At 42.0% G+C, this 13,800-nt stretch carries 8 protein-coding genes; all 8 read left to right on the top strand.

Annotated features, from left to right (window positions below):
• The first annotated feature begins 14 nt into the window (after window positions 1-14).
• The 8 genes from G5B43_RS03510 (at window position 15) to G5B43_RS03475 (ending at window position 13,788) form a co-directional block, all read left to right on the top strand.
• Window positions 15-1,343, top strand: a complete 1,329-nt coding sequence (locus tag G5B43_RS03510) for a BNR-4 repeat-containing protein (RefSeq protein ID WP_165293303.1) — start codon at window positions 15-17, stop codon at window positions 1,341-1,343.
• A gap of 7 nt (window positions 1,344-1,350) precedes the next feature.
• Window positions 1,351-4,326 carry a glycoside hydrolase family 2 TIM barrel-domain containing protein gene (locus G5B43_RS03505; RefSeq protein ID WP_165293302.1) on the top strand — a complete coding sequence of 992 codons (2,976 nt, stop codon included), beginning with the start codon at window positions 1,351-1,353 and terminating at the stop codon, window positions 4,324-4,326.
• A gap of 3 nt (window positions 4,327-4,329) precedes the next feature.
• Window positions 4,330-6,282, top strand: coding sequence for a sialate O-acetylesterase (locus tag G5B43_RS03500; protein ID WP_165293301.1), 1,953 nt, complete (start codon window positions 4,330-4,332; stop codon window positions 6,280-6,282).
• A 162-nt stretch (window positions 6,283-6,444) separates the two neighbouring features.
• Entirely contained in the window at window positions 6,445-9,555 is a 3,111-nt protein-coding gene (locus G5B43_RS03495) for a SusC/RagA family TonB-linked outer membrane protein (protein ID WP_165293300.1), read from the top strand.
• Window positions 9,556-9,573: 18 nt separating this feature from the next.
• Window positions 9,574-11,091: a RagB/SusD family nutrient uptake outer membrane protein gene (locus tag G5B43_RS03490; RefSeq protein ID WP_165293299.1), complete on the top strand. Its 1,518-nt coding sequence runs from the start codon at window positions 9,574-9,576 to the stop codon at window positions 11,089-11,091.
• Window positions 11,092-11,260: 169 nt separating this feature from the next.
• A complete protein-coding gene (locus G5B43_RS03485) occupies window positions 11,261-11,464 on the top strand; it encodes a hypothetical protein (RefSeq protein ID WP_165293298.1) in 204 nt (67 codons plus the stop codon).
• A gap of 31 nt (window positions 11,465-11,495) precedes the next feature.
• The gene (locus G5B43_RS03480) at window positions 11,496-12,272 is read left to right on the top strand and encodes a TonB-dependent receptor domain-containing protein (RefSeq protein WP_410528473.1); all 777 of its coding nucleotides are present in this window, start codon (window positions 11,496-11,498) and stop codon (window positions 12,270-12,272) included.
• Window positions 12,273-12,366: 94 nt separating this feature from the next.
• A complete protein-coding gene (locus G5B43_RS03475; protein WP_165293297.1) occupies window positions 12,367-13,788 on the top strand; it encodes an acetylxylan esterase in 1,422 nt (473 codons plus the stop codon).
• Window positions 13,789-13,800: the final 12 nt, after the last annotated feature.

The raw sequence follows: 13,800 nt of genomic DNA, 5'->3' as shown, positions 1-13,800 counted from the left end.
ATAACTGTAACACGATGATGAAGAAAAACAACGAATTTAGGAGGTATATTATCCTTTTTATGATAGGGTTGTTCAGTGGTATAAACGTATATTCCCAGATAAATGTGCCGGCTGCGCCGGATTATCAGGTCGCTACGCAAGATGGCGCTTGGTGTTGGTTTGCCGATCCCCGCGCTGTTTATCATAAAGGTAAACAGGAAAAGATATACTATGGTTATATCAGCAGCCAAGGAGATGTGGTCGTTAGTTCGCGAGATATGAAGACAAAAACAATTGAAAATTTTGTTTTACATGAAAAGCTGCAAATTGATGACCATAACGTACCCACTATTTTGTTTTTGCCAGACGGGAAACTACTGGTGTTTTATACCGAGCATAATGGGAAATTCTTTATGCGTAAGAGCAAAAATGCAGAAGATATAAGTGCATGGGAAGAAGAGGTGATACTCTCGTTTGGGTTGGACGATGAGTTTATTACCTATTCTCACCCTGTTATGCTATCGGATGAAAATAATCGTATTTATATGTTTTTCCGAAGTAGAAACAGAAGAACAGGCGCAGCACAGGATGTAAACTGGAAACAGCATTATTCCTATAGTGATGATCTGGGAAAAACATGGTCAATTGCCAAAGCATACCTGACCAGTAAAGGAAGCCATAACAAGATACCTTATTTAAAGATCGTTTCTGATCATAAATCAAAAATTCATTTTCTATTTACAGACGGGCACCCGAAAGTTAGCTTGTCATCGGTATATCATGTATATTACGAGAAAGATAAATTTTATCAAACCAATGGAAATGAACTTCAAGGAATACACGAAATTCCACTGGACATAACCAAAATAGACAAGGTGTATGATTATGATAAAGTGAAAGTCAAATCTTGGATATGGGATATTGCGTTAGACAAAAAAGGACGTCCGGTGATAGCCTATGCACGCTTCCCGTCGATATATGATCATATCTATTACTACGCTTATTGGGATGGTAAAAAATGGCAGGATCATGAATTAATAAATGCTGGAAAATATATGACGGAACCTGAGAAAAATGGGAAAGTATTGGAAGAACATTACTCTGGAGGGCTGGTACTCGATCATCACAATCCTAAAAATGTATTTATGTCCCGTCAGGTAAATGGTGTATTTGAGATCGAACACTGGCAACGGAAGGGGGAAAAATGGAAAACTACCGCATTAACCCATCATTCTTCCGCCAAAAACATACGACCTTATGTGGTCGACCGGCACGCCGGCAAACCGATCGTCATGTGGATGCATGGTGTATACGACCATTTTATCCGGTATAATACATCAATATTGATCAACGAGAAAAAATAGAGCGTTTATGGAATATCCACAAGTTGATCACAGAAACAGGCATGAATATCACTGGAGACAACGAGTCGGCTTACTTTTCGCGTTTCTAATCGTTGCTTTTCAAGCCGGAGCCATGCAGGATCAAATGAAATTGACACCTTTTACAGGCGTTGATTTTGTGCGTTTGGTGGTGGACGAAAGCTTCCGGCAAGCATCCGAAAATACCTTCAACGTAAAAATCCGTTCCTTGGATGACAACAGTACCCTATGGCAAGGGGAGGTGGATTTTGTGCTTATCGAGGATAAGGGCAAACCTACGCTTTCTTGTACAATAAGCGATCTTGCACCACAATTATGGAACCCTACAAACCCTTATTTGTATGAAGTGGTGTTGGAACAATACCAGCGGCGGAAATTAGTCAGTAGCCTGACCGAAAGAATTGGTTTCAGAAGTTTTGAATCAAGGAATGGGCATTTGTTTTTGAATGGGGACCCGATATTTCTTCGAGGCTTTGCCATAAATCCACCCAACAGAGGAATTCCGTCCCACGTGGAGCGAAGTCGAGAATTTGCTATGCAATATGTACGTTTTATGAAGAGTTTGAATGTGAATATTATACGTATTCCAGACGATGAAACATGGTATGATGTATGTGATGAATTGGGGATGATGGTGTTTGGTGGAAATTACAGCGGCACGGTTGCTAGAGGAGCAAAGGTTGAGAATTTTGAGAAAATTGGTGATGAGACAGATGGTGGTTTCCCGCGAGATTATGATATGGGAGTTGCGTGGTATAAACACAACAAACTAGGGGCGATAGCACACCATCCGAGCTTGATGATCTATGCCATGACTAACGAAACACCATTCGCAGGTAGACGAGCCGCCGAATGGGAGAAGTTTCTATCCTATGCATACGACGAATTGAAGAAATGGGATGAAACGCGTGTGTATATTGCCAACGCAGGATACGGCTATGGGAAGGTGGGAGATATTTGTGATCTACACCGTTATTGGGGCTGGTATTATTCCTCGCCTTTTACCTTTCTCCACACGCGAGATAATAATCAGATTGTTCCATTTCCGAAACGGGTACAACCCATAACTTTTACAGAGTGTATCGGTAACTATACCGGACCTGATGGACGGTATAACATGACGCCTAATCACAAAAACCCGGGTTCTCAATTAGCCTGGACCGGACATGCACATCAAGATCTACAAGCAAATCTGGCAGACGAACATCAGATTTATACCATAAAGCAAGCCGTAGAAATTTTCAGACGGTTGCGCGTGATCAACCACGAGCTGAGTGGTATATTCCCGTTTACGATTTTATTTTATAACTGGGATACCGTAAATGAATTTGCCGATATGAATCCTAAACCGGCGGCCGAACAGCTGAAAAGATCCTTTCAGCCTATTTTGTTGAGCTGGGAGTGCTGGACGCCACAGGTCTATGCAGGCGCAACGGTAAAAGCAATAGCGCATGTGGTAAATGATGATGAAGAGAGACGTGATTTGAAAAACGCACGGATTGTTTATTCTCTTTCGGACAAAACGCATAAGAAACTATGGGAAGATAGTGTTGATATTGTCGACATCCCTTATTATGGCACGTACCAACAGCCGATTGAGATGAAAATACCCGATAATCTGGCTACAGGAGAGTATGTGCTTACCGGTAAAATTATCGCTGGAAACCGCAAAGTCAGTAAGAACTCGTATCAGCTTTTTATAGCAAACCAGACATTTGTCCAATCGGCAGCTACGCCAACATCCGATGTACTATTGTATGATCCAATTGGAACGACAGCCGAGTCACTCCAACGCTTGGGCATCGACTACCAGTTATTGACGGATTTTAGACGGATACCGCTTACGTCCTCTTTAGTTATCGGAGAAAATGCAGCAGACGATATCATCCTACGAAATAGCGCTGTCATTAAAGATTACATCACAAGAGGCGGACGGGTGTTGTTTCTTCGTCAGGATTCTCTTCATATGCCCCATGTGAATGCCATCGTTGAAAAGCCTTTCAAAAGTGCTCTTCCCGATATAGATAATCCGGCTTATCCGGCACCTATCCGACCTTCACGTAACGGATACTATGTGAATGCGGAACGTCCGGATCATCCGGTGATGGCTGGAATAGAGCGGCGTAACCTACGGGTATGGTCTGATTACACCAACTGGGACGAAACGAAAAGTAACTTGCCGGCGATATATCCGGTGACAGACGGCTTTACGCCCGTTGATAAGTCCGCGCTGGAGAAGATTGCTGTTTTGGGTAATTATGGTGCCGGACTGGAAGGCGTGGCATTAGCAGAACAGTTTAACGGCGATGGAAGTGTTTTGTTGAGTGGATTCGATTTAGCACGTCGTACCGGACTAGATCCTATTGCAGACCGACTTTTACGTAATTTAATTGCCTATAATGGAACGAACGAGGGGCATGCACGACACCCGTTGATTAGGAGTACCATCGTCTGGGGTGATTATGAAACAGAAAACGGCGTATTGACTGGAGTGAATAGTGGTTTGATGGTGAACGCTACCCCGCGTATTCCCGAATTGAATAAGAATAAGACGATTACGATCACGGATAAAGGGGATCAATTTGCTCCCGGTTTGAGAGTCGCATTTGCGTCACGTCCCGGAATGCAGTATGTAGCTAATGGTCGCCGTCCATTTGGACCATATTTTTTACGAGGTTTTGCAGCCATGCCAGAGATTCAGGATAAAAAGTCAACAGAGGGGGAGGGAAGGTTTTGGTGTAGCGTTTTGCCTGGCGTCAACGTTGCTGTTAGTAAGGTTTGGAACCCCGATGATATACCCTTGACAGTTCAGGTATGGATCAACGGTGAAGCAGTATCAAAAGAAATTGCACCGCATAGTACCGAAGAGGTGAGTTGTCCCGTCAATTCTACGGCGGTAGAGATGGGCTTTAAAGGAGATAGGAGATTAGTTATTTTGGACACAACGTTTATTAATCAAAGATAACAAATGAAAAGAACGCTATTGCTTGTGTTGAGCATATTATATACATCTATCATCTATGCTAAAGTGAAACTTCCGGCATTGATCGATGATGGGATGGTTTTGCAGCGGGACCAACCTGTGAAAATATGGGGTTGGGCGGATGTGGAAGAAGAAATTACCGTGAAATTCAACAAACAGCAATATCAGGTAACTACGGCAGTAGATGGTACATGGTCATTAACCTTACCTAAGCTAGATGCCGGAGGGCCATACGTTATGACGATAGAAGGCGAAAACGAAATAACGATCCGGGACATCCTCGTAGGTGATGTGTGGTTATGCTCCGGGCAATCGAATATGGCCTTTAAGATGGATAGAGTAAAAGAAAAGTATACGAAAGAAATAGCCGCTTCATCCAACAACTTTATCCGTCAGTTTTTAGTAAAGCCGTCGTGGAATTTTTCATTGCAAAACGATGTTCAATCGGAAGGGTGGAAATCGGCAAATCCACAAAATGTATTGGATTTTAGCGCGGTGGCCTATTTTTTTGCGAAAGCGGTGTATGACGATACACGGGTTCCGATAGGGATTATAAACGCCAGTTATTCTGCGACAGTAGCCGAAGCATGGATTAGTGAGGAAGGTTTGAAGCATTTTCCCGACTTTGTTGCCGAAGCTAATAAATTCAAGGATCCAAATGTTGTGAAGCAGACACAAGACGCCGATGATGTGTTGAAGTCGAATTGGTATAAGCTGTCGCGCGAAGAAGATATCGGTTATTCCGACAATGTGACCAATTGGGCAAATCCCATGCTGGATATTTCGAATTGGGAGGTCACGGATGTGCCCGGATACTGGGACAAAGCTGGGATCAAAAATATGCCTGGTGTGGTATGGATGGTGAAGGAAATTGATGTTCCTGCTCATCTAGCCGGTAGGGATGCGACGTTGTTTTTTGGCGCTATAGATGATCGCGATAGCACTTACTTCAACGGTGTTAAAGTCGGACACTCCTATATGCGTGGCCGAGAGCGAAACTATAACGTGCCGGGTAAGTTGGTCAAAGCAGGGAAAAATCGTATTGTGGTACGAATCCTTAATCCGGATGGACCGGGAGGTTTTTACCCAGACAAGGAATGTGTTTTTATTTCGGTAAATGAAAGGATTGACTTGGCAGGAAAATGGAAATACAAAGTCGGTGCTAAACTGTCGGCCTTACGCTCCAATATGACGACCAAGTTTAATATAAAGCCTACAGCGATATACAATAGTATGATCTATCCTCTTACGAATTATTCAATCAAAGGAGTAGTCTGGTATCAAGGAGAGGGCAATGCCGGAAGAGCATATCAATATCGCCAGTTATTTGCGGATCTGATTGTTGATTGGCGAAGCAAATGGGAACAAGGGGATTTCCCATTTCTATACGTACAATTAGCGAATTATGGAAAGGAAGAAGATCAACCGGTTGAATCTTCCTGGGCGGAGTTGCGTGAAGCGCAGTCGATGGCACTTGCCTTACCGCATACGGGTATGGCCGTGATACACGATGTCGGAGAAACGAATGACATCCATCCGCAGGACAAAAAAACAGTGGGGGATCGCTTAGCACTAGCAGCGATGAAGGTTTCGTATGGCCATCAAATTATTGCTTCCGGGCCCGTTTACGACAGTTCTCGTGTCGAAGGCAATAAAATCATCATCCGCTTCAAAAATACAGGCGCAGGTCTTAAAGCAAAAGGGGATGCGGAGCTAACATATTTCACCATAGCGGGAGCAGATAAAAAATTTGTGTGGGCAAAAGCGAAAATAGAGAATAATACTGTTGTTGTATGGGCTGATGAAATAAAATGTCCCGTTGCGGTTAGATATGCCTGGTCAAATAACCCATTAGATGCAAATTTATATAACGAAGATGGATTGCCTGCTTCATCATTTCGTACGGATAACTGGGAAGGTCGTACGTTCAAAAAATAGATCATATTTGCCTAGTAACAGGTAGCCGTATTATTTTTTTATATAAATTTTCTTTTTTACACTTCGTGTTTGTATATTCGTTTACGTACCCATTAAGAATACAGGTTTATAAACGAATTATGGTGTCCTAATATTTTTATACGGAATCAAATACACATGACTATGAGAAGAAAAATTTATTTAACATGTATTTTGTTGTTTTTTGCTTTAGTGAAGATAGGATATGCTGCGGGGGAGATAGAGAAGCGTAGATGGACGCCGGAGTCCATACAACAAAGATTAAAAGGAAGGGTTGTGGATGACTCTGGACAAGCTATTTCCGGCGTTACAATATCTGCAAAAGACGGCAGGTCCTTAGGTGTAACAAATCAGGAAGGAATATTTGAGGTTGTCGGTGTAAATATGGGTGATACTCTTTCTTTTTCTTATATCGGGTACGTACCAAACGAGATAATAGTTTCTAATTTTGAAACGCTTCAAGTCGTAATGACAACACAGCAAGGCAATATTGACGAAGTGGTGGTGGTCGGATATGGTACACAACGACGTTCAGAAATGACAGGGTCTATATCTTCCGTGAAATCGTCAGACTTGGAAAAGGTAGCTGCACCATCATTTACCAGTGCTATACAAGGAAAAGTGCCGGGCGTAACTATTAGCCAAACGACGGGAGCACCAGGTGGGGCGAGTTCTGTACGTATCAGAGGGGTGGGTACAACAGGGGGGAACCAACCGCTATATGTTATTGATGGATTTCCGGTCGGAGGGTCGAATATAGCCATTAATGGAAGTACAGACAATATTGACGGCATGTCGATTGTCAATCCGAATGATATTGAATCAATCGAGATATTAAAAGATGCCGCCGCGGCTTCTATCTACGGAGCCCGTGCTGCGAACGGCGTAATCCTCATCACCACTAAAAGAGGAAAGGAAGGTGTCACTTCGGCAGATTTACATGCGTATACGGGGTTCCAAAACTTATGGAGACAGCCTAAATTTCTAGATGCGGAGCAGTTTACTACATTAGCCAATGAGCTATATCAAAACTCTAATATGGCAACCAATCCCGAATGGGAAAACCCAAGTAGCTTCGGGCAAGGAACAAATTGGATGGATGAAGTATTTCGTACAGCACCCATGTATAATGTGGACTTGTCGCTGACAGGTGGAAACCAAATAATAAGAAATGCCTTATCACTAGGGTATAGAGACCAACAAGGTACTTTAATGGAAACGTGGAATAAACGTTATACCGGACGTGCCAACGTAGACCTAACAGCAACAGATAGATTAAACTTCGGAGGTAGCTTGGCTTTTTCCTATATACAGGGTAAAGGACAACGGAATGAAGATTTTAGGCTAGGTATTTTTAATCTTGCTCAGCAGTTTTACCCGACTCTGGGACGAGAGGATGTTGTCAGCGGCTCATCTGCATTTTACTCCACACAGGGTGATAACCCCTATTTGAGAGCGAAGTCGATGGAAAACTATTTGAATAATCTCCGCCTCTATGGAAATGCCTTTGGCGAATTTGAGATCATGGAAGGCTTAAAATTCAAAAGTAGTATTGGTTTAGATTTTATATCTAACAGAGGCACCGCTTGGCAACCGAAGGTACAGCGTGGTTTTTATACTAACCCGCAGGCGGTGTTGAGCGAAAGGCAGGATCAGGGACTCAACTGGTTGATTGAAAATACGTTGAGTTATAATAAGACGTTTGACAGGCATAATCTCTCTCTCATTGTCGGACAAACGGCACAAAAGAATACAAATGATTGGATTTCAATTACGGCACGTGAATTTCAAAATGAAACCATCCGAGTAATCAATACGAGTTCTGAGTCAGAACGAAGGGGGACAGGTACAGGCTCGATGTATACCTTAGCTTCTTACCTGGGAAGAGCAAACTATTCATTTGATAATAAATACCTGTTTTCTGCAAGCATCCGTCGTGATGGTTCATCTAATTTCGGTCCCTCTTACAAATGGGGGAATTTCCCGTCGGTATCCGCCGGTTGGAATATTTCGGAAGAGTCTTTTTTTAATGCTGACGGAGCAATCAACAGCTTGAAAGTGCGTGCCAGTTGGGGACAATTAGGCAATGATGCTATCGGCGCATTTGGTTATTCTAGTACATTTGGTTTAGGACGCGTGGCTGATAACTATATTCTCGGACCAGACCAACGTTTGATTACGGGAGCAGGTATGATACGTCCGGGTAATTCGGATCTGAAGTGGGAAACGAGCGAGCAGTGGAATTTCGGTATAGACGCTACATTTATGAATGGAGAAGGGTATTTGACCGCCGAGTACTATGTTAAAGATACGCGGGATATGTTGGTGAGTTTGCCTGTTTCATTAGAAGCAGGATTTGAATCAGCACCTTCGGTGAATGGCGGTCGAATCAGAAACTCGGGTTTCGAATTGCTAGTGGGCTACGGCGGAGGAAATGAATTTCAATATGATGTCAGTGTCAATCTTTCTACATTGAAAAATGAAGTACTGTCATTAGGTGCCGGAAATCCGATCAGCGGACCCGTTGTGGGGTTTACGAGCATGAATAGTTCTTATACCGAAGTGGGGCTGCCAATTGGATATTTTAGGGGCTATGTTGTAGAAGGAATTTACCAATCAGATGAGGAGATTGATAAAACATTTCAACCGAATGCGTCTGCCGGAGATTTTAAGTTCAAGGATGTCAACGGTGATAATGTGCTTTCGGACGAAGACCGGGTTATGTTAGGCTCTCCTTGGCCAACACTTACTTATGGTATGAATATAGACCTGTCTTATAAGAATTTTGATTTGAACCTCATGCTTCAGGGAGTTTCAGGTAATGATATCTTCCATGTCAATAAATTCAGTACGTATCCAATCAAATATTTTGGTGGAAGTGGTGTCATCAATGCTTCTGCGGATGTATTGGACAGGTGGACGCCGGAAAATGGTGGAAATACCGTGCCTATTTTGAAATATACGGATTTAAATGGCAATTACGCCAACCTATCGTCATTCTATATCGAAGATGGTTCCTATTTACGTTTGCGGAATTTCACGTTGGGATATACGTTGCCACAAGGATTATTTGAGAATACAAACATGCTAAAACGGCTGCGAGTGTATACGTCGATACAGAATTTGTTCACGTTTACAAAATATTCAGGTTTTGATCCCGAAATTGGAGATACGAACCCATTGGCGAGTGGTGTAGACAATGGCGTATACCCGATGCCCAGAACGTATATGTTTGGCGTGAAAGTAGGTTTTTAATTTGTTAAGATAATGATCATGAAATACATACATAACACTTTTTTATTTTTCGCTACGCTGCTATGCTTGGCATGTAGCGACGATTTTTTGTCTTTGTCACCAAAGGATACATTGATTGAAGATGAGTTTTTTCTGAATATCTCCGATGCGGAAGCTGCGTTGACAGGCGTTTATGCCACGCTTCAAAAAGAAGAAGCGTTTTCTAACGTCCGGGATGCCGCCGATATTGAATGGGCAATATCGGGGGATATGTACGAGATGGATGGAAGCGCAAATCGGATCGAATTGCATTCCTTGACATTACCGTCTACAAATACAATTCTTAGGGATGTTTATTCCGCTGCGTATCAAGGGATAAGTAGGGCTAACGTAGTCGTTGCAAAAGTTGTCGAGATGGAAGAAGGCGATGAGGAAACAAAAAACCAAATTATCGCACAGGCCAAATTTATTCGGGCATTGTTCTACTATCGGTTGGTAACATATTTCGGTGGTGTGCCGTTGATTACGGAGCCTTTAGATGCTAATTCCGATCTGCAGATACCTCGTGCTACAACAGAAGCGGTATGGCAGCAAATAGAAAATGATCTGAATGAGGCGAAAGATGTGCTACCGGCTACATGGACGGGAAATGATGTAGGAAGGGTTACTTCAGGGGCATGCAAAGCTTTATTGAATAAAGCTTATCTGTGGCAGGAAAAGTTCGATGATGTGATTGCCATTTCAGAATCGCTTTTTGAAGAAGAAGTATATACATTATTGCCGGATTACCGTTCCATTTTTATGGAAGAAAATGAGAATAATGCGGAGATATTGTTTTCTACTCAATTTAGGGAAGGCGTGGACGCTGAAGGAAACAATCTTGTGAAACGTACAGCACCTAGAGGCGCTCCTGCTGAGTTTACAGGTGGTGCTGCATGGAGTAACTTTGTGCCGCAGCAGCATTGGGTTGATGCACATGAAACAGACGGTTCCGGAAGAATCATCGACAAAAGATATTGGGCGGCAATTATCGGCCCGGGTGAACATCATCAGGATATGTCCGCTTTTGTGATGCCCGATAATGTGCCAGCTGGTTGGTCACATTCTGGATATATTATGACTAAATATTGGCAAAAACCGACACTGAATAACTCTGGCGTCAATGCACCAGTGATTCGGTTTGCTGAAATAGTGCTGAATTATGCTGAAGCGTTGAATGAAAGAGACCGTACAGAAGAGGCCATAAATCAAGTGAATAAGATCAGAGATCGAGCAGGTCTAGCTGACTTACCACTTACTTTATCAAAAACAGAAACTTTAGATGCGATTTTTAAAGAGCGAAGGATGGAATTTATATGGGAACCAACGGGAGGATTTTCGGATCTGAATCGGAGAGGACGGTTTCTTGACTTTATTGAAGCAGAACGTCCTAATTTTCCGAGCTTAAACGTAAATCAAAAACCATGGCTGCAGACACAGCCGATATTATTTCCTATTCCTAGAGATGCTTGGGATAGAAACAAAGCATTAGAGCAAAATCCACATTACACTTTTTAAAAGGTAATGTGATTTAACGTTTCCCGTTTTTTCGAGAAAAAGGGAAACGTTTTTTATTTTTACTATCCCGACGACATTGTCGTTCTACATTCATTCAAAATTTGATAATGTAGTTCCTATTTCTTACTTTTGGATAGTACTGACCCGAAGCGATTATAAATATCCACGCATGATAAGTGTTTTGACAGAAACGCAGATAAAGATACTATTTGAGCAATATTATATCCCGCTCGTGGAATTTTCGTGGCATATTGTAAAATGTCAAGACGTTGCGTTGGATATCGTTCAAGATACTTTTGTGAAAATATTGGAAAAGAAGGAAGAACTTCCCCCCCCAAGCAGTCATTACAAGGACGGATACGTCAGCTTCTGAAGCGTACGGAAACTTTAGCCCGAAAATTGCATTGAATTACAGCTTGTCCAAAGAACATAATTTTTATGGAATATACAGTAAAGGATTTAGAGCCGGAGGTATCAGTCAATTGTCTTCTGACCCTTCAGCGCCACCTCTTGTTCCGTACGATTCGGAATATAGTGACAACTTTGAAATAGGAAGCAAAAATATGTTTGCAGGCAAAAGATTAAGGTTGAATGCTACTTTATTTTATACCCGGATAAAAAACGGACAGATCCCTGTTCTAATTATGCCGGAAGCACTGACATTAATTCGCAATGCGGCAAAGTTGGAGAGCAAAGGTGTAGAATTAGAACTCTCTGGCCTTCCTGTTAAGGGGCTTGAATTTACCTATACTTTTGGCTATACCAATGCTTCTTATAGAGAACTGATTATTGCAGATGATGGAGAAAATAAAGATTTAAGTGGTAATAAACAGATCTTTACACCCCAAACAACTTCGTTTTTGTCATTACAATATACCCGAAGTTTGGCTTCAAATACAAATTCTAAATTATTTGCGAGGCTGGAGCACAGAAATATCGGAAAACAGTATTTTAATCTGGCGAATACAATCCAGCAAGATGCGTATAATCTGCTAAATTTCCGTTTAGGCTTTCAGTATAAAAGAATGGAAGCAGCTTTATGGGTATCCAATCTGATGAATAAAACATATATTGATTATGCTTATGATTTTGGAGCAGTACATTTAGCGGAGCCACGAATGTATGGTTTAACTATCAAAACTAGTTTTGTAGGAAATTCGGGTAAAAAGGAAGTTAACTAAATTCGTTGATAGTTTGTGAAAAAACTTGGATGTAATAAATAATGTTTCTAAATTCGTTTGTACTATAAATCTGAAACTCCCAATAAGAAAAGAGATGATAAGAGATATTTATTCAAAATTTGGTGTTCTTTCCGGGTACGTTAACGCTTATAGGGCTTTTGCTTTCTGCTCAATAGCTTTTATATTTTTAAGCGGTGTATTTTGGCGAGCACAGGCACAAGATCTAAAAGGTATAGACGTCGTATCCGAGAAAAAGAAAACCACCACGGCGGTTGAAATTGCCGTGGTATTGGAAAAGCAAGATTGGATATATGATATAGGAGAGGAAGCTGTCTTTGTCGTAAAGGCATACAAAAACGGTGTGGCTTGCGACAATGAAAAAATCCAATTTGAAATAGGCCCCGAAAAGATGCCGCTTACGAAACGTGGTGAAGTGGAGATAAAAGGCGGGGAAGCATTGATCTCTGGCGGGACAATGCAGAAGCCCGGTTTTTTAAGGTGCGACGTGAAAATGGATATCGACGGACACCCTTATAACGCTCGGGCGACGGCAGCATTCGCACCGGAGGAAATTAAACCAACGGTGAAGCAACCTAAGGATTTTTCCGTTTTTTGGCACACAGCGATTCAAAAGTCTAAATCTGTGCCGCTACATAAAAAGCTAACCCTACTGGAAGATCGGACAACAGAGGAGGTTAACTTTTATCAGGTTGAATACGAATTTCTGAGTGAAAATGTCGAGAAATTTTATGCTGTGCTCTGTATTCCAAAAAAGGAAGGGAAGTATCCTGCAATCATACGATTTCCAGGTGCGGGTTGGGCTCCGTTGTCGGGCGATAAGGAAAATGCCGCGAAGGGATTCATCACGCTCGATTTGTATATACATGGCAGGCCTGTAACAGAGAAGCAGACGTACTATGAGGATTTGAAGAGCAATGAACTGAAGGACTATATGTATAAAGGTATAGACAACCGAGATTCTTTTTATTACCATAATGTACTCCTAGGTTGTACGCGTGCCGTAGATCTAATTAATGACTTGCCTAATTTCGATGGCGAAAATTTGGGTGCTTGGGGATCAAGCCAAGGAGGGGCGCTTTCGATCATGACTACCTCATTGGATAAGCGTATCGATTATTTTGTCGCGTTATGTCCCGCCATGTGTGATTTTTCAGGCTATTTATATGAGCGGGCAGGGGGATGGCCACATTTTTTTCTGCGCCCAGAATTATATGAAGGTAAGGAAAAGGAAGTATTAGAAGCATTGTCTTATTACGATGTGGTCAATTTTGCCGCACATATCAATGTACCGGGTTTCTTTTCTTGGGGTTTTAACGATGTCACCACACCACCCACCTCCTTCTATGCGGCATATAACATGGTGCAAGCACCAAAACAAACTTTTATCATCCCTGAAGGGGAACATAAGATATATCCTCCACAGCGACAGAAAACCTACAATTGGTTAATGGATAATTTGAGGAAAAATAAAGCAAGTAGCCAAAGTGGAACATAAAAGATAGCAATG

The organism is Sphingobacterium sp. SGR-19 (assembly GCF_011043555.1).
GTDB lineage: Bacteria > Bacteroidota > Bacteroidia > Sphingobacteriales > Sphingobacteriaceae > Sphingobacterium.
The sequence above is the reverse complement of the archived record's forward strand: the minus strand, read 5'-3'. Positions and strand labels throughout refer to the sequence as shown.